The following is a 23,453-nucleotide window of genomic DNA, read 5'->3' as shown; positions in this document are numbered from 1 at the left end:
GGGCTCGGAGATGTGTATAAGAGACAGGATCCATTCTCCGACGATGGGGGAGAGGAGGGAGATGTTTTCTTCGACGGCTTTGTCCGCCGAGGCGGCGAAGATGCAGGTGGCTTGGCGGCTGCCGAAGGTGGCGTGCCATGTGTCGAGGAGGGTGTGCATGGCGTGCGGGTTGTGTGCGCCGTCCATGATGATGCCGGGGCGGATTTCTTCGAAGCGGCCGGGCCACTGGACGTTGTTGAGTCCTTCGGCAATGTGGCGTTGTTCGATGAGGAGTCCGGGGAGTTCGGCAAGGGCGGCGACGGCCATGCGGGCGTTTTCGAGCTGGTGGGCGCCGGGGAGGTTGCAGGTGTAGGGGATGGGTTCTTCGCAGTAGTAGACGCCTGTGTCCATGGCGGCGCAGGCTTCATCGATGGCGCGGCGGGCTTCGGGCTGCTGTACGGCGGAGATGACGGGGCGGTGCCAGGAGATGATTCCGGCTTTTTCGCTGCCGATGGCATAGAGGGTGCTGCCGAGGTATTGGGCGTGGTCGATGCCGATGGGGGTGATGACGGCTACGTCTTTGGGGATGGCGTTGGTGGCGTCGAGTCTGCCGCCCATGCCGGTTTCGAGGATGATGAGGTCTGTTTCGTTTTCGGCGAAGTGGAGGAGGGCGATGGCGAGGACGATTTCAAAGAAGGTGGGAGGTGCGTCCCAGTCTTTGATGTGGTCGCGTATGCGGGTGATGTGGCGGTCGAGGTCTGCGGCGGGGATCATTGCTCCGCAGATGCGGATGCGTTCGCGGAAGTCGATGAGGTGCGGGGAGGTGAAGAGGCCTGTGCGGTAGCCTGCGGCGCGCGCGATGCTTTCGATCATGGCGCAGGTGGAGCCTTTGCCGTTGGTTCCCGCGACGTGGACGACGTTCGCCCTGGGGTAGAGGACGCCGAGTTCCCTGAGCAGGCGGGTGATGCCATCCAGTCCGAGTTTGATGCCGAAGTGCTGGATGCCGTAGAGCCAGTCGAGGGGTGTTTCCCGTGCGTCCATGGGAGGGGTGGCCGAGGCCGGAGGGTTCAGTAGCGGTAGTTTTCCGGTTTGTAGGGGCCTTCGACGCCGACGCCGATGTAGGCGGCCTGTTTTTCGGTGAGGGTGGTGAGTTTGCAACCGAGTTTGCCGAGGTGGAGGCGGGCTACTTCTTCGTCGAGTTGTTTCGGGAGGACTTCGACGCCGACGGGGCGCTGGCCGCGGCTTTCCCAGAGGGCGATTTGGGCGAGTACCTGGTTGGTGAAGCTGTTGGACATGACGAAGCTGGGGTGGCCGGTGGCGCAGCCGAGGTTGACGAGGCGGCCTTCGGCGAGGAGGTAGATGCTGTGGCCGTCCGGGAAGGTGTATTTGTCTACCTGCGGTTTGATGTTGAGGCGCAGGATGCCGGGGTAGGTTTCGAGTTTGGAGACCTGGATTTCGTTGTCGAAGTGGCCGATGTTGCAGACGATGGCCTGGTCGCGCATGCGTTCCATGTGTTCGATGCGGATGATGTCGCAGTTGCCTGTGGTGGTGACGTAGATGTCGCCCCAGCCGAGGGTGTCTTCGACGGTGAGGACGCGGTAGCCTTCCATGGCGGCCTGTAGGGCGCAGATGGGGTCCACTTCGGTGACGATGACCTGTGCGCCGAGTCCGCGGAGGGATTGGGCGCAGCCTTTGCCTACATCGCCATAGCCGCAGACGACGGCGACTTTGCCGGCGATCATGACGTCGGTGGCGCGTTTGATGCCGTCCACAAGGGATTCGCGGCAGCCGTAGAGGTTGTCGAATTTGGATTTGGTGACGGAGTCGTTGACGTTGATGGCGGGGAAGAGGAGGCTGCCTTCGGCGTACATTTGGTAGAGGCGGTGGACTCCGGTGGTGGTTTCTTCGGAGACGCCTTTGATTTCCGGCATCCAGCGGTGGAAGACGCCGGGCTGTTCGGCGGAGATTTTTTTGAGGAGGGTTTTGATGATCTGTTCTTCGTGGGATTCGGAGGGGGTGTTTACCCAGTCGCTGCCGTTTTCCATTTCGTAGCCTTTGTGGAGGAGGAGGGTGGCGTCTCCTCCGTCGTCGACGATGAGCTGGGGGCCGAGGCCGTCCCGATGGGAGAGGGCTTTCCATGTGCAGTCCCAGTATTCTTCGAGGGTTTCGCCTTTCCATGCGAAGACGGGGGTGCCGTTGTCCGCGATGGCGGCGGCGGCGTGGTCCTGCGTGGAGAAGATGTTGCAGCTGGCCCAGCGGACGTCTGCGCCGAGGGCGACGAGGGTTTCGATGAGGATGGCCGTCTGGATGGTCATGTGGAGGGAGCCGGTGATGCGGACTCCCTTGAGGGGCTGGGCAGCTGCGTATTTTTCACGGACGGCCATGAGGCCGGGCATTTCGTGTTCGGAGACGGCGATTTCCTTGTGGCCGAAGTCGGCAAGGGCGATGTCGCGGACGGCGTACGTGTCTGTGGCGTTCATGGCGGCGGAGAGGTTCAGAGTGCCTGGCGGAGTGCGTGGAGTTTGTCGGTGTCGAGCTGTTCCCAGGGGAGGTCTTCTTTGGTGAAGTGGCCGTAGTTGGTGCTGCGGCTGTAGATGGGGCGGAGCAGGCCGAGGGCGGCGATCATGTCCGCAGGTTTGAAGGAGAATGTTTTTTCGACGGCGCGGGCGATGGCGTGGTCGCCGATTTTTCCGGTGCCGAAGGATTCCACCCGGATGGAGACGGGGTTCGGGTAGCCGATGGCATAGGCGACCTGCAGTTCGCAGCGGTCGGCCAGTCCGGCGGCGACGATGTGTTTGGCTGCCCAGCGGCACATGTAGGCGGCGGAGCGGTCCACTTTGGAGGGGTCTTTGCCGGAGAATGCGCCTCCGCCGTGGCGGCCCATGCCGCCGTAGGTGTCGACGATGATTTTGCGGCCGGTGAGGCCGGAGTCCCCTTCGGGGCCGCCGATGACGAAGCGGCCGGTGGGGTTGATGAGGTATTCGGTGTCCTTTGTGAGGAGTTCGGCAGGGAGGGTTTTCTGGACGAGTTCCTTGCAGAAGCGGCGGATTTCGTCGATGTCCACGTCTTCGGTGTGCTGGGTGGAGACGACGACGTTGAGGATGCGGAGTGGCTGGCCGTCTTCGCCGTATTCGACGGCGACCTGAGATTTGCTGTCGGGGCGGAGCCAGGAGATTTTTCCGCTTTTACGTACGCCTGCAAGTGCTTGCATGATTTTGTGGGCGAACATGACGGGGGCGGGCATGAGTTCTTCGGTTTCGTTGGTGGCGAAGCCGAACATGATGCCCTGGTCTCCGGCTCCCTGTTCTTCACCGTCTTTGCCTGCGGCGGCGCAGGCGTCTACGCCCTGCGCGATGTCGGGGGACTGGCGGGTGAGGAGGTTGGTGACGGTGACGTTGTCCGCATGGAAGACGGGGTCGTCCTTTTCGGTGCAGTAGCCGATTTCCCGTATGGCTCCGCGGACGATTTCCTCAATGTCGAGTGTGGCGGAGGTGGTGATTTCTCCGGCGAGGATGACGCGGTTGCTTTTGACGAGGGTTTCACATGCGACGCGGCTGGCGGGGTCCTGTGCCAGGCAGGCGTCCAGAATGGTGTCCGAGATGAGGTCGGCTACCTTGTCCGGGTGACCTTCACCGACGGATTCGGATGTAAAGATATGAGGGTTTTTCATGAAAAAAGCGCTTGCCCGGCGAGTATGCTCTCGATCGGCAGTCAAGTCAATCTCGCCTTGTGTCCGCATCGGTATGCGAGACGGCTGTCCGGCAAAGTTCAGTAGAGGTTGTTGTCGTTGGAGATGTCCTGAATGACGCGGTACGGCGCGATGAGGGGCATGGCGATGTTGTAGAGGGCGGTGCCGGGGATGTCCACAATGATGGCATCGAGTACGGCCAGCGTCTGCCATGCCCAGGCGGAGGAGGTTTCCTTTTCGCTGCGGATGGCGGCAGTCTGGAGGCTGGGTTTGTCTTTGTCGCCGACGATTGCTTTGGACGGGATGCGGCGTGCGCCTGAGGCGGAGAAGGAGGGTTCCGGTATCCACGCATCGGGGGTGGCGTCGAGTTCGGTGTGAAGCTGGTTGAGCATGTCGAACCCGTTGGTGTGGACGAGGGCGTAGGCGACGTCCGGCGAGATGCGGTGGAAGGCGTAGAGGGTTTCGCCTTCCTGCTGAAGGGGGATGTAGGCAGGTTGCAGTTCCGGTCGGAAGACGGGGTCTTTGACCCACGGGTAGTGCAGGCGGAATTGCTTGTGCGGGCAGCGTACGTAGTAGTTGCCTCCTTTTTGCCAGACGGCGTCCACCCCGGTGATTTCGTAGCCTTCGTAGGTGGTGCCGCGTTCGGCGACGTCGAGTGAGGTGCGGCAGATGGAGCAGCTGGTGCAGGCTGTCGCCGCGGCGGCGGTCAGGAGGATGAGTCGCAGGTGGCGGAGCATGTGCGTATTGTAGGCGCCGGCAGGGTGGTTGTCAATGCCGGGCGGAGTTTCAGATGGCTCCCGGGGTTTCTTCCGTCCAGTCGGAACCGGATTGGATGGAGGGAGGGAGCGGCTGTGCGGGGGCGGCAGGCGCCGGAGTGGCGGGAGCGGCAGGTGTGTTTGCCGGGATGGAGGCCTGCGTTTCCGGTGCGGCAGCGGCTGCCGGGCGGGTGAGTTTCGTTTTGCCGATGGGCGTGTTGTAGATGCGCAGGTCTTCGTTGTCGATGTATTGCTGCACCTGGCATGAGGCGCAGAAGAGGACGGACAGGATGGCAATTCCCCGGTGCGGTTTCATGGTTCGAGTGTAACAAAGGAAAATGTGTTGTCAAGTTGGGATGCGCCGGGATGGTTGGCGGGCGGCTGTGCAAGCATGGACGGAAGGGCCGGAATAAATGTTAGTTTATCTGCTCGCATCCTTGCGGGGGCTGTTCTAGTATGCTTGCAGATAACCCCAATTTCAATTTTATGATGAATCAAACGATTATCAATTCGATTAATGAACAGGTGAAGCTGGAGATGGATTCAGCCAATCTCTACCTGTCGATGTCTTCCGCCATGCACGAAGCCGGGTTGACCGGTGCGGCCCACTGGCTGCGCGTGCAGTACCGGGAGGAGAACGATCATGCCCTCAGGCTGATCGATTACCTGATTGCCCGCGATGCGAAGATTGTCGTCCCCGCAGTGGATGCACCGCAGTACGACGCCAAGACGGCATGCGAGATTTTCGAGCTTGCCCTTGAGCACGAGCGTCTCGTGACGCGCAGTGTGAACAATATGGTCGCTCTGGCCAAGCAGGAGGGAGATTATGCGACGGAGATTTTCCTTCAGTGGTACGTGACGGAGCAGGTGGAGGAGGAGCAGAATGTGACGGATATTATCCATAAGCTTCGCCTCGCCCGCGATTGCGGCCAAAGCCTGCTGTTGATCGATGCGGAGCTGGCGAAGCGCGCCTACGTGCCGCAGGCATCGCAGGGTTGAGCCGGTGATGTTGTTTTCCGGGCCGGGGATGCGCTGCCGCGATGCTGCGCTTCCCGGCTTGTTTGTTTTCCGGGTTCGTGATATGCTGCGCGTATGGATTTGTCGAGTTTTAGAGAGGAGTATCTCAAAGGTACGTTGCACCGCAAGGATTTGCAGGAAGATCCGTTCAGGCAGTTCGATCTGTGGTTCAAGCAGGCGCTTGAGTCCGGCATTCCGGAGCCGAATGCGATGAGTCTGGCTACGGCCACGGCGGACGGCCGCCCGTCCCTGCGTACGGTGCTGCTGAAGTATTTCAATGAGGAGGGGTTCGTGTTTTTCACGAATTACGGGAGCCGCAAGGCGCATGAGATCGCGGAGAATCCCGAGACGTGCATGATGCTGCCCTGGGTGGTGCTGGAGAGGCAGGTGATCATTTACGGGCGTTGCGAGAAGATTTCGCGCATGGAGTCGCTGAAGTATTTCATGTCGCGCCCGAAGGAGTCGCAGCTCGGTGCGTGGGTGTCGCAGCAGAGTTCGGTTGTTTCCGGCCGCAAGCTTCTGATGATGAAGTTGCAGGAGTTGAAGAACAAGTTTTCCAATGGGGAGATTCCTTTGCCTTCGTTCTGGGGCGGCTACCGTATTGTGCCGCACCATTTCGAGTTCTGGCAAGGCGGCCCCGGCCGCGTACACGACCGTTTCATGTATACGAAGCAGGAAGACGGTTCGTGGACGATTGAGCGGTTGCAGCCGTGAGGCGTTTCTGTATGAAATGGCCTAGGTATGATTGAGTTGCCCGAGAGTCGCGTGCGGGTTGCCCAGCTTGAGGCATTGGTGTGATCCGTCCGCGAGGCATCAGCGGTTTTCTCGATTTCGTGCAAAAACGAGGGGTTATTCTGCTGCGTTGTGTTCAGGTGAAGGCTTTGAAGAGGGCTTGCATTTCGTCTTCGATCATGTCCCGGTTTTTCAGGGTTTGTCCGATTTCTTCGCGGAGGAGTTCGCGGTAGCGTTTGCGGAGGCGGTGGGTGTTGACGCGCAGGTAGTTTTCACTGAATCCGTGGCTGGCGGCGGTTTCGGCGTATTTGGCATCGTCCCTGTCGACGGTGAGGAAGATTTGCAGGAGGTCGAAGAGGGCTTCCTTGTGTTTGGCCTGCCATTCGGAGCGGAGGCGTTCGAGTACGTTCTGGAGGAGGGCGAAAGCCCATTCGCGGTCATAGATTTCATCCGGGGTGCCGGAGGTGGTGTCGGAGATTTCGAAGCGTGTTCCGGCTTGTTCCCAGTCGAGGGAGAGGTGCGGTGCCGCTCCGCCGCGTTTCAGGGTTTTGGCTTTGTCGGCTGCGTGGGAGATGTAGTGTTTGAGCGAGGCGAGCAGGAAGGAGCGGAATTTTCCTTTTTCCGGCGAGACGCGGTTCAGGTCCTGACGTTCGAACAGGGAGAGGAGGAAGCCCTGTACGATGTCTTCGGCATCTTCTTTGGCGGCTCCGTTGCGCCGGGCATAGGCGTACAGGGGGTACCAGTAGATTTTGCAGAGGTGCTGCCATGCCGTTTCGGAGGACGGTCCTTCCGAGTCTCCGGCCCGCAGGACGAGTGTCCAGCGGGTAGTGGAGAAGGTGCCGTGTGTCCGGTCGTTTTTCATGGGGTGGTGCAGAGGGTGGTTATAGGATGTGTTTGATGTCGTATCCGTAGAATTTCCAAGGACCGGGGTTCGTGTTCTGTCCGTTCGGCCTGGAACGGTACATGGTCACTGTTTCTATGCGTTCCGCCGTGTTTTTGTCCACGATGCAGGATGTCGCGAAGCGGATGCTGATGAAGTCGAATTTCTGTTCTTTTTGCGTTTGCAATAGTTCTTGCGCTTCATTTTCTACGTGAAAATGGGCGGGGTTGGTGTCTTTCCATTGCCGTGAGATGACCGGTCCCGCAGCTCCCCGGCAGGTGGCCATGATGCGTATAAATTCTTTCTCTGAGGGAAAATACGGGACGATGTTTTCCTGTTTGACGTAGCTTTTTTTCCATATCGCATAGAATTCTTCATATTTTCCGCTATCAAGGAGTTCCAGCCATGCCATGGCGGTTTTAACGCATGGTTCTTCCGCTCCTTTTCCGATTGGTGCTGGAGGTTGATCCGTTTGCCGGGATGGAGAGGTTATCGTGTCCGGATCCGTGGACAAAGGTTGAGCGTCGTATGAATAGACTTTCCATGTTCCATCGCTTTGCTGCTGCATGAATACCGTTTCGAGTACGGGGGCGCTTCCGGTGAGGGTGGTTTCAAAGTGGAGTTTGATCTTGTTTCCCTGGATCATGGTGGGGTCCAGATCATGGTCGGGAATGGAATATTTTTTTTGTCTGTTTCGGTCGGTGATCAAGGTGCGTTCGATGGTTTCGCCAAAATGCGTTCTGAGCCATTGGAGCCTGCGTGTCCATTTCAAGGAAGGCATGTGTGTTTTGGCTGCATCGGCCAGTTGCCTGTAACTTTCATCATATTTGAGCGTATCCAGCAACCGGAGCCATGCCTGAGCCGTCTGAATGCATTGTTCCGGTATATCCGTTTGTTGTTCAGGCTTTGTTTCGAGATGTGTTTGCCGGGTGGTCTCTGCCTGGTTCTGTTGAACGGCGGCGACGATGCCCGTCGTCAGGCAGAGGGTGCCGCAGGAAAAGAGGGCAGAAACGATGTGCTGTTTGCACCTTGGTGTTTTCATTTTGTTTGTTTCGTGGTCGTTGTTTGATTCCGAGCGGTTTATTGAATGTCGTGCTTGAGAGGGTTCCAGTCGCCGCCTTGGAGCTGTTTTCCGTTTTTCCCTTGTCCTCTGACCAGTACGGCGGTTTCGACGGCCTCAAAGGTGGCGGTCATGTAATCTCCGTGCGGCAGGCGCCGAGGAGGGCAAGGAGTGTTCGGCGAGCAGGAGGACAGCGAGGTAACAGGATGACATGGCCGTGCGTCTGTGTGCGGTGGTTGGTCGGTCCTGTAAGCCGCCTTTCTTTGATGATCGGCTTACAGGAGCGTGGGGCGACTGGTTATGGAAGGGGCTCGTCGGATGGGAGTTGCTCCGCATAATAGGCGGCCACTTTGCATGCTCCGTTGGTGCGACGATATACGATCACCGTTTCAATGGTGATTCCGTCGTAGCGGGATGAGCGGGTCGAGAACTGGATCGTGCGGGCATTGTATTCCTGATCCTCTGCCGGTGAGGTTGCACTTTTGCCGTCGTGAGTTTCTACCCATTCCTCTTCGAGGCGGGTGATGCTGTATCTCTTGTCGGGATCGGTGATCTGTTCCCTTTTGATAATCAAATCTCTTTCGGAAGGAGAGCTGAGGTCGGGCCGGTGATTTTTGATCCACGATATCCATTGAGCGGGGGAACAGTTTTCTTTGAGGCTGAAAGGGAGTTGCACGTAACTTTCGTTGTACTTGCCCTGGTCGATCAAGGCGAGCCATGCCAGAGCGGCCGCGGAGCATTGCGCCAAGTCTTCGGCATCGGCCGTGGGATTATCTGGAGCGGCGCTGCCGGATGCTGCCTGTTCCATGCCGGGAAGGATGAAGGCTGCGTCCGGCTGATCCCGGTTTGAAGTGGTGAAGAGCAGTTCTTCTTTGGCGACGGTCCATGTTCCGGTGTCCGGCTGTTTGGCGAGTACGAGCCGTTCGAATAAGGTGAGCAAGGGCATGGAGGATGGCGAGGCTTTGAAGGTGACGAGCGTATAGTCTCCGTCCGGCAGTCCTTTGAGGGTGCGGCAGGATTCCGTTTTCTGGTGTTGCCGGTTGTTGATTGTACCGAACTGTTGTTGCAATGTGTTCCATGTTGTCGTCCAGTCGGCCAGGGAGCGGTTGGTTTTGCCGGATCCGTCAAATTGGTTGTAGCTTTTTTCGTATTGGCCTGCGTCGATTTGTTCGAGCCATGTGCGAGCGAAGTCGGTCGGCTGGATTTCTTGGTGAGCCTGTGCCCCCGTTTTCGAGGCGGTGGAGGCGCTCTGGACGGCTGCGACGACTCCTGTGGTGAATGAGAGGGTGCCGCAGGCGAAGAGGAGGGGGACGAGGTATTTGTTTTTGAGCGTTGCTTTCATGATGATGTGGAATTGTTTGTGGATATGGAAGCTGTGTTGTCGGGGACGAATGCGTGTAAAGAGTTGTGTGGGTTTTCGTGAGGATTATTGTTCGAGGAGCGGTTTTGAGGGAATCATGGCCGGGTCGCGAGCTTCCGGAATGTCGAGGATTCTGCCGGCAGGGAGCCATTCACCGTTTTTCGGTTGTTTGATAAGGACGACGGATTCGATCAGTTTTCCCTCGGAGGCGGCAATGCCTCCCGGTATTGTTCCTGTGCCGGTGGCCTTGATGTATTCCCTGATCAGAGGAGCCGATGTTTCAGCGTGAAATGTGACGATCATCCACGAGTTTTTCGGCAAGCCCGGGGTTTCGGCGAGCATTTCGATTTTGATGTAACGGCGGCCGGTGATGATGCCGAAGTGCGTTTTCATGCTGTTGCAGGATTTTGCCCAGTCGGGCAATGTCAGGTTGTGGTTGCCGATGTGTTTATCCATTTGGTTGTAGCTTTTTTCATATTGGCCTGCGTCGATGAGTGAGAGCCATGATTGGGCTGTTTGAACGGCTTGGGATATTTCGTCCGATGGTGGTTCTTTGCCGGTTTCGGTACGGTCGTTCTGGACGGCTGCGATGACTCCCGTGGTCAGGGAGAAGGTGCCGCAGGCGAAGAGGAGGGGTATCAGGTGTTTTGTGAGATTATGTGTTTTCATGTGATTTTTTCATGGCCCGATGGATGAGGAATGAGGCTGCCAAGAGGATGGCTCCAGCGGCAATGAGGGTGGCGAAGGTTCCCTTATGGATGAAGGCCGGAGATGCATAGATGCCGAGCGATGCGCCTGCTGCGATGCCGATGAGGCCGCCTGCGGTGAGCCGCCAGTTGAGGTAGGTTGGGTGGGGAGGGGTGGCGGAGAGGGTTTCGAGGCTCGTTTTCATGATGCCGGCCTGCTGGTAGCGTTTGCCGGGGTCGCTTTCCAGTGCTTTTCGGACGATGTCGTTCAAAGGAGCGTCGATCGCGTTTTTGCGGAAGGGGGTGGAGAGTCGTGTGCCGGGGAGTTCTCCTGTAAGCATTTGGTAGAAGACGACGCCAAGGGCGTAGATGTCTGCCCGGTGGTCGACGTCGGATGGTGTTTCGAGTTGTTCGGGAGCCATGTAGGCGGGGGTGCCCATGACTTTGCCGTCGCGCGTGAGGACGGACGCATTGGAGTTTTCCTGCTGCGCGATGCCGCCGGTGGCGGAGGTTCGCTGTGCCGGTACGAGTTTGACGAGTCCGAAGTCGGCGACTTTGACGGTGCCTGCTCTGTTGAGGAGGATGTTTTCGGGTTTGATGTCTCGGTGGACGATGCCGCGGTCATGGGCGTATTGGAGGGCGTCGCAGATTTGGGGGACGATGGCGAGGGCTTCTTTGGGGTTGATGAGGCCGCGTTCCATGATGGTTCGCAGGTTGGTGCCGTCCACGTATTCCATGACGATGTAGTAGAGGTCGTCCTTTTTGCCGAATTCGTGGATGGCGACGATGTTGGGGTGGTTGAGTGTGGCGAGGGCTTTGGCTTCGCGGGTGAATTGTTCGGAGAAGGCGGCGTCTCCTCCGATTTCTTCAGGCAGGATTTTGAGGGCGATGAGGCGGTCGAGAGCGCATTGCCTGGCCTTGTAGACGGCTCCCATGCCGCCTTCTCCGATCAGTTTGATGAAGTCGAGTTCCGGGAAGAGCGGGGCGAGTTCTTCGAGGGAGGGAGCATGGAAGGGGGGCTGTGCGTTGTCTCCGATGGTGTCCGGCCGCATGCCCTGCCGGAGGAGGTCTGCGGGGTTCATTCCCTGGGGGAGGTTGTGGTCTGGTGAGTGGTGCATGGGATGGAAGGGGATGATGGCTTCCAGTGGTGAAAGACGGAAGCATGTTCTATTGTTACAATAAAAGAGGGTGAGGTGGCAATCTTATTCACGGCGGCGGAGGGGGAATGCGCGGGGAGAGGCGTCCGGCAGACTCCTGCCGATGATGGTGCAGGTTCCCGTGCTTGACGGGAGGCGGGCTTTCCTTTACTCTGTGTGTGCATGGCTTGCGGTGATGTTTTGGAAATTATGGCTCCGGCGGGTTCGTTTGAATCTCTCGCGGCGGCGTTGAGGTCCGGTGCGGATTCGGTGTATTTCGGCGTGGGCGAGTTGAATATGCGTGCTCGCGCTTCGGCCAATTTTACGCGTGACGATTTGCGGAAGGTGGCGCGGCTGTGCCATGCGGCGGGTGCAAAGGCTTATCTGACGTGCAATGTGATCGTGTACGATGAGGAGATGGCGGAGATGCGTGCGCTGTGCGATGAGGCGTTGAAGGCCGGGATCGATGCGGTGATCGCTTCCGATATTGCGGTGATTTCGTATGCGCATTCGATCGGGCTGCCGGTGCATATTTCGGTGCAGGCGAATGTGTGCAATCTGGCGGCCGTGCGTTTTTATGCGGCGTTTGCGGATGTGATGGTGCTGGCGCGGGAGTTGAAGCTTTCGCAGATTCGGCATATTATCGAGGGGATTGAGCGTGAGGATGTGCGGGGGCCTTCGGGCGGTCTTGTGCGGGTGGAGGTGTTCGCCCACGGGGCGTTGTGCATTGCGGTGTCCGGCAAGTGCTATATGAGTCTTGCGGGGTATAATTCTTCGGCGAACCGGGGGGCGTGCTATCAGCTTTGCCGCCGGGCGTATAAGGTGACGGATGCGGAGACGGGGTTCGAGCTGGAGATCGATAACAAGTATGTGATGTCTCCCCGGGATATTTGTACGATTCGCGTGCTGGATCAGTTGGTGGATGCGGGGGTGTCGGTGTTCAAGCTGGAGGGGCGTGGGAGGTCCGAGGATTATGTGGCGGCGGTGACGCGGGTGTATAAGGAGGCTGTGCAGGCTTGCCGGGAGGGGGCGTTTACGCCGGAGCGGGTGGAGGCATGGGAAGCGCAGCTGCACGGGGTGTTCAATCGCGATTTCTGGCACGGCGGGTATTATCTGGGCGAGGCGTGGGGCGAGTGGAGCGGCTGTTCGAATAGCCGTGCGACGGAGCAGCGGGTGCATGCGGCGAAGGTGACGCGTTTTTATGCGAAGAATGGGGTGGCGGAGCTGTTTCTGGAGGCTCTGGGGCTGGAGGAGGGGCAGTCGATTCTGGTGTGCGGGCCTTCGACGGGGGCTTTGCGCGTGGAGGTGGCGGAGATGCGGCAGGATGTGGATGGAGTGACGCAGCGTGTGGCTGCCGCTCCGAAGGGAGCGACGGTGTATGTGGCTGTGCCGGAGCGGGTGCGGAGGAATGATCGTGTGTATCTGGTGCAGCCTCGGGCACTGGCATGATGCCGGGAGTTTTTTCTGTTATGATGAAGGATGATTCATGGAACGAGTTGGTGAAGGCGTACCGCATGGGCGCCGAGTTGGGTGAGCCGGAGGCGCAGTTCCGCCTGGGTTCCTGCTTTGCGAACGGGTATGGCGTGGAGCAGGATAAGGAAGAGGCTGCCGGGTGGTATGCGAAGGCTGCGGAGCAGGGGTATATGCTGGCGCAGGCCGCGCTTGCCTTGTGCTATAGTTTCGGTAACGGGGTGCCGATGGATAAGGAGAAGGCGTTCGGCTGGTATCTGAAGGCTGCGGAGCAGGGCTATGCGAATGCCCAGTGCAATGTGGGCAATTGCTACGAGCTTGGCGAGGGTGTGCCCGTGGATCGGGCTGAGGCTGCAAAATGGTACCGATTGGCCGCCGAGAACGGGCAGGTGGACGCGATGATTTATCTGGCCGAGTATTATACGGCAGGGACGGGCGTGGAGAAGGATCTGGAGGAAGCCGCCAAGCTGTATTTTCGTGCCAAGGAGCTTGGTGCGGAAGAGGTGCCTGAGGGTTGATCGGTCAGGCGGAGAGCGGTTTTCTTGCCGAAGCGGAAGGCTGGTCGCCGTTCAGTTTTTGGCCTCCCAGATGAGGCTGTCCGGGTCGTAGGGCGGGTCTACCCGTTCTTCGTCGGGGACGGGGAAGTTGATGGCGCTGTAGAATTCTTCCGCGCTCGGCGAGACGAAGTTGGTGCGGAAGAGCTGGTAGAGCGGGGTTCCTTTGTCCGTGCGGTTCGGGTTGGTGTCGTCAAGGTCTTCGATGAGGAGGCAGAAGCCGAATTTGCCGCCTCCGATTTCGGAGATGAGCATTTCAAAGTCGTACCATTGTCCGGCTTTTACCTGAAAGGTGTCTCCTGTTTCGAAGCCGCCCGGCAGGTTGTTGGGTTCCATGGTGTCGAGTCGCAGGGCGTAGAGGGAGCGGCACAGGAGTTCGGTGTCAGTGGCGGTGCCGTATTGGGATCCATCGTGTATGGGTTGTTCTATTTCCCGTTCGCCGATGATTTTGCGTTCGCGGCCGGGGTCGATGGGGCCGTCTTCATAGATGGGGACTTTGACTTTTCTCGTGCCGACGACCCGGTATGTGGGTACTTCGATGTCTGTCGTCATGCCTTCGGGCATGGGGATGTGGGCTCTTCCGGCGTTCCATTGGAAGAGTTTGCACCAGTAGTCGATGCCGGGGTAGGTGACGGTGTCTTCTCCCCGGTCGAAGAGTTGTTTGCGGTGGGTTTCCCATGTGCCGTCCTGCAGGGAGTGGAAGCCGCACTGGAAGACGTTTTTTCTGTTGAATCGGACGGCCATGACGGAGTCGCCGATGCCGACGAAGCGGAAGCGGCCGGTTTTGGGGGCTTTGACTTTTCCTTTGTAGATGGCAACCCAGCGGGATTCGCTCATGGTGTCCGAGCAGCGGTAGGCGTGCGGTGCTTCTTTGTCTTCGCTGTTGGGCATGTAGAAGCAGGAGGTGTACAGTTTCGTTTTCGATTTCCAGAAGCGGCCCAGTAGGGAGGCGTTCCAGTTGCTTTTGTAGAAGTCGGCCAGCAGTTTGACGACTTCGGCGTTGGATTGGCTTTCCGCGTAGATGGAGGGTGCGCCGCTCTGGGTTTGCTTGAGGTCGTAGAGGGTGCCGGCGAGTGATGAGGCTCCGGCTTGTTCGCTGCCCATGCCGTATCCTCCGGCGCCAAGGTCGGTGCTGACGGAGCCGTTGCCGAATCCGGCAGCGATGACTTCGCCGGTGCCGAAGTCCTGTTCAGGAGGGGAGATGTCGATCTGGGGCATGGCGATGCTGCCGGCCGTTGCGGCAACGGCGATGGACGGTGCGATGGAGGATGCGGCGCTTGCGGGGCGGGATTGCAGTTGTTTGGTGACAGGGGCTTGCTGGCTGGGGGGTGCGTCGTTGGGTGGAATGTAGTGCGTGAGTTGGGCGGGGGGAGTGGTTTCGAAGAGTTTGACGCAGAAGTAGAGGATGGCTGCGGAGAGGAGGAGGCAGAGGAGGGTGACGGAGAGGGAGACCAGCCGTGCCTGCTTCAGGCGTGTTTTCAACGAGGCCAGTGCCGAAGGGGTGTTTTCGATGTGTATGGCCATGGTGTCAATAGGCGGACGGTGAGGAGGCTGTGGGAGGGTTGATGTAGGTGCCATCAAGCCGCCTGTTGTAGAAGTAGGGGTGGGACATGCCGTACGTTAGCGCCTTTTTGAGGTCGTTGGAGGAGTAAAATCGGGACCGCTGCAGGGAGGAGAGTGTGTTTTCCAGTTTGCGGAAGGCTTCCTGTACCTTGGCGCCGTACTTGGCCTGTACTTCGTTGTAGAGGGCTTTCGTGTAGGGAGTGATGCCGATGACGGCCCGGTTGTGCTGCATGATGCGCGTTTGCAGGGCGGGGATGCGGGTGGCGGCAGCATCGGCATCGGATTTGCTTTTGACTCCGGAGAGGAGGGTGTCGAGTTCGTTGACGATGGCGATGAGTTCTTCGATGGCGGCTTTGCGGTCTTCGCTGATGGTGGCGGAGGCTGCCGGGGGTGCGGCATGCAGAGTCAGTGCCCGGAGGCATGGCAGGATGGCGATGAGCACGGACAGGTGGCGTAGCGAAGTGAGGAGTTTCATGCGATGTGCGGGTTCAACATCCGGGGAGACGCGCGGTTACGGGATGAAACGTTTCTACAATCGGAAAGAGAGATTCGTTTCATATTGGATAATAATGTATTGCTGAGTTCGTGTCAATAAAAAAATGATGTGTGTTTGCGGATGGTCGGGAGGTGTGTCCGGGAGGTTGCAGACGGTTATTTGGAGCGGAAGATTTCGGCCAATTTTTTCGATCCGTAGGCGCGGGCGTGCATGATGCGCTGCATTTGCGTTTCGAATGCTTCACGCGTGTTTTTTTCGATCAGTGTTTCCATGCTTTGTCCCTTGTACGGTTCGCTGTGCATGACTTGTTTGATTTCCGACATCAGGCGTTCGAGTTCCGGAGCTGCCAGATCGGCGCTTTCTTTGTCGCGGATGTCGTTCAGGATGGAGATCGTTTGCCGGAAGAGGCCGTTCGGGCTGTTGTCGGAGCAGGCGGCAAGGATCAGGCAGAGGCCGGAGGCGGCAGGTATGAGGATGTGTGTTTTCATGTGTTCGATTGGTGTGTCAGGGGAAGGTGATTGTGATGGGAACATTGTCGAAGCGGGTAGCGTAGGAGAATCGGTCGCAAGCCAGATAGCCGCGCAGGGTTCCCGTGTAGGTGTTGCCGTTCCGTTGCGTGAAGGTGATGATGGCGGGAGGTTCGTTTTCTTTTTCCGGGTCGGGGTATGGGTGCTGTTCGTTGACGTTCCGTCCGATGAGTTGGTAATTGTAAAATTTGTGGGGATTGTGTGTGTCCGTATAGATGAAGCCGAATTCGGCTTTTGAGCCGTGCGGGTTGTATTCGATGGCGTTTAAGGAGTATGCTCGGTCGAGGCGGCCTTCGGTGCCCGTTTGCATTTCGATGAGTATGATCCGGTCATTTTCATCGGACGAGGCGAATCGTATGGTTGCTCCGGCGAGTGATGCAGGTGCAGTGATGGCGGGTGCTGTTTGGCCGACCGGGGCGGAGGGCTGGGTTTTCAGGCGGGCAGCGGCCTCTTTGTGTCCCAGTTCGGCAGCGGTTTGAAGGTTTTTGCGGGAGAGTTTGCGGTATTCCGTTTGTTGCTGCCCTGTGGTTTGAAGGGCACGCCGTTCGTAGTGGATGCCGAGCCGGTAGGCGGCGTGCGGGTCGCCTTTTTCCGTGAGGCGTTCGAGCCAGTGTTCGATTTGCCGGTACCGTTCCGGTTCCGTGGTGCCGGGCGGCATGCCTTTGCGTTCCTGATAGATGTCGGCCATCAGGGTTTGGGCGTGCGGGTCGCCGTTTTCCGCATCCTGAAGGATGAGGTTCCGAATGAGGGCATGGCGTCTGGTGTCGCTGCTGCCGAAGTAGATGCGGGCGAGGAAGACGCGGTATTCGGGCTGAGGGTCTTCCGCCAGGGCTCTGTTGATGAGTTCTACGGCTTTGTCCGTGTTTTGCGTGAGAGGCGGGATGCCACGGTAGTGTTGTTCGGCCAGTTTGAGTTGCGCCGCCGGGAGTTGCCTGGCGGCTAGCTGTAGCCATCGTAAGGCTTCGGTATGGTTTTTTTCGGTTCCTATGCCTTTTTCGGACATTTCATAGAGGATGGCTTGTGCCTGGGTGTGTCCGGCTATGCCGGCCCGCAGGAAGTGGGTGTGGGCTTTGTCCGGATCGGGTTCACTGTTTTTCTGGCCGATGTAGATGCATCCGAGCTGGTAGTCGGCTTCCGGGCTGCCGAGGGCGGCGGCTTTTTCAAAGCAGGAGATGGCTTTGGCGATGTCGGGCAGTGCGCCGGAATCCGTCGATTGTCCGGATAGAGTCAGGCCTTGTTCGAGGGCTTGTTCCATGGCAAGTTGCCTGCGACGTTTTTCGATTTGTTCCTCGGTTTCGGCTGGGGCAGGGTTTTGTTTGGGGGATTCTCCGGCAAGAGTGAGTTCCGGGGTGATGAGCTGAAGCGGCTGGGGCGTGTGTGCTGGCAGCGGGTGTTTTTCCGATTCGATTGCCGGGGGCGCGGTGTCGGGGGTGACTGCTGTATGCGGAATAGGCTGTTGTGCAAGGTACCATGCGGCTGCTCCTCCGCCGACGAGGAGTGTCGGCAGGAGGATGGCAAGCGTTATTTTGGTGGAGGATGAAGATGGCCCGGAGCAGGGTGAGGGTTGCCATGAGGGGTTGTCCGGCGGTTCGTTTTGCTGGCGCGTCCTCGTTCGGAGTGCGGGCGATGGATGGATCGGGGTTTCATCCGCCTTTTCGCCGGATGGCGAAGAGTGGTTGTCCGTTTCTTCTCGAAGAGGGAGGTGAGGGACATAGACCGGCACGGATGTGCGGTGTGCCGGGGTTGCCGTGTTTTGCCCGGCGGGAATGCCGGGCTGATTTTGTGTTGCCGCAGAGGGGGGCGGTGCGGCGGTGGGGCAGGGAGGGAGTGCGATGGATGTTTTCTGGGGTGGTTCAGGCAATGAGTCAACGGGGCGGCCGGGAGTGCAGCGCAGTGGCGGCAGATCAAGGGATGCTCCGGTTTTTCTGCGTGGAGGGGCGGGGAGGTCGTCGTTCATCGGAAGGTGGAGGTCGGTTTGTTTTGGTTTTGAGGGGTAGGTGATTAGGTGTTGTCCGGTGAGTTGGTGGCGTCGGGTTGCGTTTTTTTGTTTTGCAGGAGGTTGTCGACTATGTCGAATACAAGGGAGGATGCACAGAAGACGAGATAGATGACCAGAGGGAGGATCAGAGGTACGATGTTGCTTGCCAGTTGAAGCATGATGTAGGCTATGACGGAGTCGATGATTTTTTCGATGTTGAAGGTGGAGATGGTTCGATATCCTGCATCCAGCAAGCTGCCCCATGATGGGCCGGAGATGGCTTGGATGAGTTTGGTGAAGATTTGGCTGGCGAGGATGACGGGCATGCAGATGTGCGCGACGATGCAGGTGACGCGCAGGCAGAAGCGGGCGATGGAGATGCATTCCCTCCCCGGCTGGATGTCTTGTTTTGCAATGGTGACGAGGTAGCGGTCCGCCCGGAAGCATAGCCATGCCACGACTCCGCATACGGCAATTGCGGCGATGTTGCCCGGGATTTGCCTGCTTTGGATGAAGAGGCAGACGATGTAGTAGAGCTGGGCGATGAGGGCCAGTGTGCCGATAAGTCTGGGGATGAGCATGCTGACGAATGTGATGCGGCCCGATGTCAGTAGTTTGGCGTTGGTGGTTGTGAAGAGGTAGCTGATGTACTGGAGGAGGAAGCCCAAGATGATGCCGGGGAAGACCATGATCCATCCCCAGTCGCGGGAGACGGTGAGGCCTAGGGCGAGGCAAAGGACGGGCGTGCCGATCAGGGTGAGCATGACCTGGAGGGCGCCGATCTGGTTCATGCGGCCGCGCAGGGTTGCCGTGTTGTCGGGGTTGAGTTTCCCGAAGGTGATGATGGTGGTGAGCAGTTGGGAGATTTTATGATCCATGGCGAGGATGCCGCGTTGTTCGGAGTCGATGGCGGATGGCAGCTTCGGTGTATGGGTTTTATGGTTTTTCAGAATTTGCCCGACGGTCGTCCATTGTTTGTCGATGATGGAGATGGCGTAGGTGTCTTTCCCGATTGTGCCTTGTTGCAGGTGGGAGCGCAGGTCGTCAATGGTCATGGGGCCGATGTTTTCTTCCTGTTCGTTGCGGTAGCAATAGATGGCTTGAGTGTTCATTGCGGTGCAGGTGTGTGGTCAGTATGTTTGGCGTGTTTTTGCCTGGGTTTGTTTCAGTTTTTGCTGCCTTGTTTCCAGTGTTCGTTCTTGCTGCTGTTGTCGTGTGTGGAGCTGCTGCATGGCGCTGATGCGGTTTTGGGTTTCGTCCGGTGTCCAGAATATGCCGTCCGTACGTGCGCAGGAGGTGAGGCACAGGATGCCTGTCAGGATGAGGAGGGTTCCGTTCATGGCAATGTTATTTGATTTGCAGGGATGCGAGCTGGGAGCGTTGCGAGGCGTATGTTTTCCGGCCGGCCTGCATGCGTGCGATTTCGCCCCGGAGCTGAGCCAGTTCTTCACTTTTGGCCGTGTTTTGGGTGGCTTCGCGAGCGATGCGGATGTCGGTGTCGAGGACGTTGATGTTTTGGTCGATGCGTTGCAGTCCTTCGTTGATGGTTTTGTTGTGGGCAGCGATGGATTCGGTGGTTCCGGCTTTTTTCAGGGCTGCTTTTTGCTGTTTCATTCCGGAGATGTCTTTGGCGAGGGCGGTGTTGCCTCGGTTGAGCTGCGTGATGCGTTTACGGCTTTGTTCGATGTTGGCTTCCAGATAGGCGGCGTGGGATTCGTAGGCGGCGCGTTCCCGGACTTTGGATTTCCCCCAGTTTTCGCCGATTTTGTAGCCGATGAGGCCAGTGATCAATCCGGCGCCGGCGGCGATCAACCCAGCCGTTTTGTTGTCGGCTCCTGCCAGCCGGGCGATGCCGTAGCCTGCTGTGGCTCCGGCCAGTGTGCCTCCGGCGGCGCCGATCGTTTTTCCCTGGGCTACGGTTTTATCGGCTTCGGTGCCCTGGTAGTTTTCCAGAAAGGCGCAGGAGTTGACGAGGGGGAGGCTTGTTGCGAGGATGAGATGGGCGATGATGTTCGTTTTCATGTGGATGTTTCGATGGAGGTGGGCCATGCGGCAGAATGGAGGGCCGGTTTTTCCATTCTGCCGCGAGGAGGGGGGCTCAGAAGGCGTAGGATGTGCCGATGCGGGCGTTTTGCTGGACGGTGTCGCCGGTGGTGGTGATGCCGTATCCCGCGGTGAGGCTCCAGTTGTCCGTCAGGCTGTAGGCTGCGCCGAGGTTGAATTCGAAGGCGCAACGGCCGGGGTCTACTCCTCGGACAGTGGCGCGGTTGCCTTGGGCATCCTGTATGCGTGCGGCGGGGTTGGTTCTTGCTATGTCAGGGATGACGGAGGCATCGGCCATGAAGGACCATGCCGCCAGGTTGTGGCGGATGCCGATGCCGATCGGGATGCGGGTGCGGTTCAGGCTGTTGCCCGTGAATCGGTAGTCGCCGTTTTCACCGGGGAGGGTGAATGCGTCTTGCTTGCCTGTGGCATATTGGATTCCGGCGAAGGCATATACTGCCGTGGATTGGGTGACGGCATACGACCATGCGAGGCGCATGTCGAGCTGCCAGACCGTTTCATCCCATGAGCCGCGGATGCCGATGCCGGGCAGGTCCGAGCTGGCGATGGTGCCATGGTTGCGGGCGATTCCGAATGCTCCGGTCGTGGACAGCCAGAGGCTGTGCTGCTGCTGTTGCATGAGCCTGATGTTGGCATAGGCCCCGCCGAGCAGCGTGTCCTGATCAATGCGGCCATAACCGAGTTTGGTGGTGTTTTTGCCGAAGGTGTGGCCCAGCCCTGCGCCGATCTGGAGATGGGGTTCTACTTGATATTCGCCGCCCAGCGCTGCCCCCCATGCGGAGTAGTCGTATCCGGCGTGGGTGCCGTTCGAGCTTTGGCGGTAGAAGTTGCCGATGGTGTCGAACCAGACGGCGCTGCGTCCTGTGGTATCGAGGCTGATCCGGGTGGAGTGGTTCCGCAGTATTCCGGAGAAGCTGTCCAGATTTTGGGTCGATGCCCAGAGGGTGTTGATGGAGGCGTCGGCCAGTCCGGCGGGGATGTCGGCGTTTTGCGGGTGTCCGGGGTCGCCCGGGGTGTCCGGCGTGCCGGGCGTTTCTTCGGGGTCTCCGGCGATGCCGGGTTCATCGGGGTCGGCCGGTTTTTCGACGGTAATGTTTTCGGAGGTCCATGTCCACGTTTTCGTTTCCGGGTTGTAGGCGAGTTCCGATTTGTCTGCTGTGATGCCGACGAGGTTCAGGGAGATGGACGAGGTTTGCGATAGGTCGCCGTTGATTTGCAGGAGGGTGTATGTGCCGCTGGAGAGGGTTGTGTGGCCGTTGTCCGCCAGGAGGTTGAAGGTTGCTCCGCTGAGGTCGGCGTTTCCGGTGAGCGTGAGTAGGGGCGCCGATCCGGTTCCTGAGAGGCGGAATTCGAGGGTGGCTCCTTGCATGGAGACGCTGGCAGCGCTCAGGCCGACCGGGCGATCGCCGGATACGATGAGGGTGGAACCCGGAGCAAAGACGGCTTTTTGCTGGAAGTTCATCAGGCCGCCGTTGCGGAGATGGGTGATGCTTCCGGCTTCAGTCTGGTAGTTGCTGCCCTGGTAGACGGCGTTTTCCTTGACGAGGAAGGTTCCTCCGTAGAGGGTCGTTTCTCCTTTGACGGATGTCAGGCGTGACTGGGCGAGTAGTCGTTCCCGTGTTGCAGCATCAGGATTCAGACTTTCCCTTGCCAGAATGGCCTCCAGATCGACAGCAGTATGTTCGCCGGAAAGGACGATGGTTCCGGTAGCGACTGTTGGTGTGTCGGCTCCTTCGGGAATGTAAGCGTTCAGGATGACGGGGGCTTCCGAGTCCAGTGTGATGGGGTCATAAAAAGTGATGTTCTGTCCGTCGTTGGCAGCAAGTTCGAGTTCGCCTAAAGTATATGGAGATGCTTGATAGATGGCATTTAAAGCTGCACCGTCCGGAGTTTTTACATAGTTTCCACGGAAGACAGTACTCTTGTTGTCGATGATGGATAGATCGAAGTTGAAGTTGATCGCTCCACCCAGATTGCCGGCGCTGTTGTTTGAGAATATAACCGAATTATTCCCCTTAATCATGAGTGTGCTGCCGGACAGACGGATCGCGCCTCCGTCGACCTGTGCCGTGTTGGAATCGAAAATGATCGAGTTGTTGTTGCGGATTTGTGCTTCGTGATGATATCCCGAGTTATCAAGGAAGATCGCTCCTCCATTTTTGCCTGATGTATTTCCGAGGAATGAACAGAATCCGTTGTCCGAAAGGTTAACGTCGCTACGGAATGAATGGATGGCGCCTCCGGATTCCACTGCTGTATTTTTCGTGAATTCGATTCTTTCGTTATGATTCAGGTTCAGGGTAGCTGCATATGGTGCCGAGGTGGCAATGGCTCCTCCATTTTTGCCTGAGGTATTTTTCTGCCATAGGATGGTGCCATTGTGGTTGATGTCGATATTCGAACATCGAATGGCTCCTCCCGATTCCGTGCTGGCGTTTTCTTCAAAGACGAGTTTGCCGTTTTCAAGAATGGAGCTCAATGAAGAAGGAGAGGCGTAAATGGCACCTCCTGTGGATTTGGTGAAGTTCTTTGAAAATTTCACATCGTCGTTCTGATTCAAGGCCAGCGTGCCGGAGATGGCTCCTCCGTCGCTCGTCGATTTGTTGGCGCTGAAGGTGATGTCTTTATTGTCAAATATGATGATCGTTTTTCCGGATGAGTTGATGGCCCCGCCGCTTCCTTGAGTGGCTTCATTCGAAAGAAATGCCAGAATGCCGTTGTCGGTGATTCGTAAATTGCAGTCGTACATCTGAATGGCTCCACCGTTACTGGCGGTGTTGGATGAAAATTCGACATAGGCATTTTGGCTGACGCTCAGTGGGCTGCTGTCATTGTTGGCATTGTCGATGGAATGATGGTAAATGGCGCCACCGGAGGTGTTTCCGCATGAGTTATTCGAGAAGATCACTCTACCGTTGAGTGAGAGTGTGACGGGGCTGTCCCATGCCGCAATGGCACCGCCTGCTCCGTTGGGGGCATGATTGTTATCGAAAATAACGCTGGTGTTGAGGCGCAACATCACGGAACTATCAGTCGCCTTGATTGCGCTACCGCTCGTATTGTATGGCTGGCGGTGGTTATGGGCATAAAATCCGAGTGTATTTAAATTTTCAATCATCAGGCTGGATCCGTTATCCAACTGAATTGCCTGTCCGCTGTAGGTGGCTGAATACGCCGGACGGAAGATGACATCGAATAAACCTTTGTCCTCAATGCCCGCAGCAAGAAAGAAAGATGTACCGGACAAGGAGATTCTCGTCGCGGCGGGAGATTCTGTACCGGAGCCGTAGGAGGTAAACACCAGGCTGGTAAGGACGGGATAGGATGCCGGATTTTTGAATCCGACGAGAGGTACATCGCTGGGAGGTTGAGCAGCAGCGTATACACGATTGGTTTGAAGGCATGCTGAAATGCCGATGGGTACAATGAGTGCGCGAAGAGGAAGAGGTAAATGGATTTTCATAATGTGAGCGGAGGGATATAAAATTGGTATGAGGTGATAGGTTGG

Annotated in this window: 22 protein-coding genes; 4 read left to right on the top strand and 18 right to left on the bottom strand. The window is 58.0% G+C overall.

The window, feature by feature from the left end:
• The 5 genes from AC781_RS03265 to AC781_RS03245 form a co-directional block, all read right to left on the bottom strand.
• Positions 1–1,020 (bottom strand): bifunctional folylpolyglutamate synthase/dihydrofolate synthase (locus tag AC781_RS03265; protein WP_067773450.1); only part of this gene is annotated, 1,020 nt, incomplete at its 3' end.
• A gap of 26 nt (positions 1,021–1,046) precedes the next feature.
• Positions 1,047–2,459, bottom strand: coding sequence for an adenosylhomocysteinase (ahcY, locus tag AC781_RS03260; protein ID WP_141675725.1), 1,413 nt, complete (start codon positions 2,457–2,459; stop codon positions 1,047–1,049).
• Positions 2,460–2,473: 14 nt separating this feature from the next.
• On the bottom strand, positions 2,474–3,649 hold the full coding sequence (metK, locus tag AC781_RS03255; RefSeq protein ID WP_067773447.1) for a methionine adenosyltransferase: 1,176 nt from the start codon (positions 3,647–3,649) through the stop codon (positions 2,474–2,476).
• A 98-nt stretch (positions 3,650–3,747) separates the two neighbouring features.
• Positions 3,748–4,404 (bottom strand): hypothetical protein, encoded by a 657-nt coding sequence (locus AC781_RS03250; RefSeq protein ID WP_067773444.1) that lies wholly within the window; start codon positions 4,402–4,404, stop codon positions 3,748–3,750.
• Between the two features lie 49 nt (positions 4,405–4,453).
• Positions 4,454–4,738, bottom strand: coding sequence for a hypothetical protein (locus AC781_RS03245; RefSeq protein WP_067773441.1), 285 nt, complete (start codon positions 4,736–4,738; stop codon positions 4,454–4,456).
• 170 nt (positions 4,739–4,908) lie between these two features.
• On the opposite strand from AC781_RS03245, the gene AC781_RS03240 reads away from it, so the two are divergent.
• Together AC781_RS03240 and pdxH are read left to right on the top strand one after the other, a co-directional pair.
• On the top strand, positions 4,909–5,421 hold the full coding sequence (locus AC781_RS03240; protein ID WP_067773454.1) for a ferritin: 513 nt from the start codon (positions 4,909–4,911) through the stop codon (positions 5,419–5,421).
• Between the two features lie 93 nt (positions 5,422–5,514).
• A complete protein-coding gene (pdxH, locus tag AC781_RS03235; RefSeq protein ID WP_067773438.1) occupies positions 5,515–6,153 on the top strand; it encodes a pyridoxamine 5'-phosphate oxidase in 639 nt (212 codons plus the stop codon).
• Between the two features lie 154 nt (positions 6,154–6,307).
• Here pdxH and AC781_RS03230 read toward each other — a convergent pair whose 3' ends face one another.
• From AC781_RS03230 to AC781_RS03210, 5 genes are all read right to left on the bottom strand, one after another.
• The gene (locus tag AC781_RS03230) at positions 6,308–7,033 is read right to left on the bottom strand and encodes an RNA polymerase sigma factor (RefSeq protein WP_067773435.1); all 726 of its coding nucleotides are present in this window, start codon (positions 7,031–7,033) and stop codon (positions 6,308–6,310) included.
• Between the two features lie 19 nt (positions 7,034–7,052).
• Positions 7,053–8,093, bottom strand: coding sequence for a DUF4019 domain-containing protein (locus tag AC781_RS03225; protein WP_067773432.1), 1,041 nt, complete (start codon positions 8,091–8,093; stop codon positions 7,053–7,055).
• Between the two features lie 316 nt (positions 8,094–8,409).
• Positions 8,410–9,453, bottom strand: a complete 1,044-nt coding sequence (locus tag AC781_RS03220; protein ID WP_067773429.1) for a DUF4019 domain-containing protein — start codon at positions 9,451–9,453, stop codon at positions 8,410–8,412.
• Positions 9,454–9,537: 84 nt separating this feature from the next.
• Positions 9,538–10,140 (bottom strand): DUF4019 domain-containing protein, encoded by a 603-nt coding sequence (locus AC781_RS03215; protein WP_067773426.1) that lies wholly within the window; start codon positions 10,138–10,140, stop codon positions 9,538–9,540.
• On the bottom strand, positions 10,127–11,275 hold the full coding sequence (locus tag AC781_RS03210; protein WP_083076483.1) for a serine/threonine-protein kinase: 1,149 nt from the start codon (positions 11,273–11,275) through the stop codon (positions 10,127–10,129). Before AC781_RS03210 ends, AC781_RS03215 begins: the two co-directional genes overlap by 14 nt.
• 228 nt (positions 11,276–11,503) lie before the next feature.
• Between AC781_RS03210 and AC781_RS03205 the strand changes: the two genes are divergently transcribed.
• Both AC781_RS03205 and AC781_RS03200 read left to right on the top strand, forming a co-directional pair.
• Entirely contained in the window at positions 11,504–12,742 is a 1,239-nt protein-coding gene (locus AC781_RS03205; protein WP_245741082.1) for a peptidase U32 family protein, read from the top strand.
• Between the two features lie 20 nt (positions 12,743–12,762).
• Positions 12,763–13,281, top strand: a complete 519-nt coding sequence (locus AC781_RS03200; RefSeq protein WP_172801770.1) for a tetratricopeptide repeat protein — start codon at positions 12,763–12,765, stop codon at positions 13,279–13,281.
• A 51-nt stretch (positions 13,282–13,332) separates the two neighbouring features.
• Here the strand turns inward: AC781_RS03200 and AC781_RS03195 are convergent, their stop codons facing one another.
• The 8 genes from AC781_RS03195 to AC781_RS03160 all read right to left on the bottom strand — a co-directional run bounded on the left by AC781_RS03195 (position 13,333) and on the right by AC781_RS03160 (position 23,408).
• Positions 13,333–14,841 carry a hypothetical protein gene (locus AC781_RS03195; protein WP_067773414.1) on the bottom strand — a complete coding sequence of 503 codons (1,509 nt, stop codon included), beginning with the start codon at positions 14,839–14,841 and terminating at the stop codon, positions 13,333–13,335.
• Positions 14,842–14,845: 4 nt separating this feature from the next.
• On the bottom strand, positions 14,846–15,355 hold the full coding sequence (locus tag AC781_RS03190) for a DUF4211 domain-containing protein (RefSeq protein ID WP_067773411.1): 510 nt from the start codon (positions 15,353–15,355) through the stop codon (positions 14,846–14,848).
• A 176-nt stretch (positions 15,356–15,531) separates the two neighbouring features.
• Positions 15,532–15,864: a hypothetical protein gene (locus tag AC781_RS03185; RefSeq protein WP_067773408.1), complete on the bottom strand. Its 333-nt coding sequence runs from the start codon at positions 15,862–15,864 to the stop codon at positions 15,532–15,534.
• Positions 15,865–15,880: 16 nt separating this feature from the next.
• Entirely contained in the window at positions 15,881–17,860 is a 1,980-nt protein-coding gene (locus AC781_RS03180; RefSeq protein WP_067773405.1) for a tetratricopeptide repeat protein, read from the bottom strand.
• Positions 17,861–17,904: 44 nt separating this feature from the next.
• Entirely contained in the window at positions 17,905–18,993 is a 1,089-nt protein-coding gene (locus AC781_RS13935) for a GYF domain-containing protein (RefSeq protein ID WP_067773402.1), read from the bottom strand.
• Positions 18,994–19,011: 18 nt separating this feature from the next.
• The gene (locus tag AC781_RS03170; protein WP_067773399.1) at positions 19,012–19,221 is read right to left on the bottom strand and encodes a hypothetical protein; all 210 of its coding nucleotides are present in this window, start codon (positions 19,219–19,221) and stop codon (positions 19,012–19,014) included.
• A 7-nt stretch (positions 19,222–19,228) separates the two neighbouring features.
• Positions 19,229–19,903: a hypothetical protein gene (locus tag AC781_RS03165; protein ID WP_067773396.1), complete on the bottom strand. Its 675-nt coding sequence runs from the start codon at positions 19,901–19,903 to the stop codon at positions 19,229–19,231.
• Positions 19,904–19,979: 76 nt separating this feature from the next.
• Positions 19,980–23,408, bottom strand: coding sequence for an autotransporter family protein (locus AC781_RS03160; RefSeq protein WP_067773393.1), 3,429 nt, complete (start codon positions 23,406–23,408; stop codon positions 19,980–19,982).
• Positions 23,409–23,453 lie beyond the last annotated feature (45 nt).

Source organism: Neoakkermansia glycaniphila (assembly GCF_001683795.1).
Classification (GTDB): Bacteria; Verrucomicrobiota; Verrucomicrobiia; order Verrucomicrobiales; family Akkermansiaceae; genus Akkermansia; species Akkermansia glycaniphila.
The sequence above is the reverse complement of the archived record's forward strand: the minus strand, read 5'-3'. Positions and strand labels throughout refer to the sequence as shown.

Excerpts from the sequence above, each read along its gene's own strand:
- AC781_RS03165 (WP_067773396.1), bottom strand. The coding sequence starts at position 19,903 with ATGAAAACGAACATCATCGCCCATCTCATCCTCGCAACAAGCCTCCCC.
- pdxH (WP_067773438.1), top strand. The coding sequence starts at position 5,515 with ATGGATTTGTCGAGTTTTAGAGAGGAGTATCTCAAAGGTACGTTGCAC.
- AC781_RS03240 (WP_067773454.1), top strand. The coding sequence starts at position 4,909 with ATGATGAATCAAACGATTATCAATTCGATTAATGAACAGGTGAAGCTG.
- AC781_RS03230 (WP_067773435.1), bottom strand. The coding sequence starts at position 7,033 with ATGAAAAACGACCGGACACACGGCACCTTCTCCACTACCCGCTGGACA.
- metK (WP_067773447.1), bottom strand. The coding sequence starts at position 3,649 with ATGAAAAACCCTCATATCTTTACATCCGAATCCGTCGGTGAAGGTCAC.
- AC781_RS03250 (WP_067773444.1), bottom strand. The coding sequence starts at position 4,404 with ATGCTCCGCCACCTGCGACTCATCCTCCTGACCGCCGCCGCGGCGACA.
- AC781_RS03220 (WP_067773429.1), bottom strand. The coding sequence starts at position 9,453 with ATGAAAGCAACGCTCAAAAACAAATACCTCGTCCCCCTCCTCTTCGCC.
- AC781_RS03190 (WP_067773411.1), bottom strand. The coding sequence starts at position 15,355 with ATGAAACTCCTCACTTCGCTACGCCACCTGTCCGTGCTCATCGCCATC.
- AC781_RS03195 (WP_067773414.1), bottom strand. The coding sequence starts at position 14,841 with ATGGCCATACACATCGAAAACACCCCTTCGGCACTGGCCTCGTTGAAA.
- AC781_RS03225 (WP_067773432.1), bottom strand. The coding sequence starts at position 8,093 with ATGAAAACACCAAGGTGCAAACAGCACATCGTTTCTGCCCTCTTTTCC.
- AC781_RS03210 (WP_083076483.1), bottom strand. The coding sequence starts at position 11,275 with ATGCACCACTCACCAGACCACAACCTCCCCCAGGGAATGAACCCCGCA.
- AC781_RS03200 (WP_172801770.1), top strand. The coding sequence starts at position 12,763 with ATGATGAAGGATGATTCATGGAACGAGTTGGTGAAGGCGTACCGCATG.
- AC781_RS03215 (WP_067773426.1), bottom strand. The coding sequence starts at position 10,140 with ATGAAAACACATAATCTCACAAAACACCTGATACCCCTCCTCTTCGCC.
- AC781_RS03160 (WP_067773393.1), bottom strand. The coding sequence starts at position 23,408 with ATGAAAATCCATTTACCTCTTCCTCTTCGCGCACTCATTGTACCCATC.
- AC781_RS03180 (WP_067773405.1), bottom strand. The coding sequence starts at position 17,860 with ATGAACGACGACCTCCCCGCCCCTCCACGCAGAAAAACCGGAGCATCC.
- AC781_RS03170 (WP_067773399.1), bottom strand. The coding sequence starts at position 19,221 with ATGAACGGAACCCTCCTCATCCTGACAGGCATCCTGTGCCTCACCTCC.
- AC781_RS03185 (WP_067773408.1), bottom strand. The coding sequence starts at position 15,864 with ATGAAAACACACATCCTCATACCTGCCGCCTCCGGCCTCTGCCTGATC.
- AC781_RS03245 (WP_067773441.1), bottom strand. The coding sequence starts at position 4,738 with ATGAAACCGCACCGGGGAATTGCCATCCTGTCCGTCCTCTTCTGCGCC.
- ahcY (WP_141675725.1), bottom strand. The coding sequence starts at position 2,459 with ATGAACGCCACAGACACGTACGCCGTCCGCGACATCGCCCTTGCCGAC.
- AC781_RS03205 (WP_245741082.1), top strand. The coding sequence starts at position 11,504 with ATGGCTCCGGCGGGTTCGTTTGAATCTCTCGCGGCGGCGTTGAGGTCC.
- AC781_RS13935 (WP_067773402.1), bottom strand. The coding sequence starts at position 18,993 with ATGAACACTCAAGCCATCTATTGCTACCGCAACGAACAGGAAGAAAAC.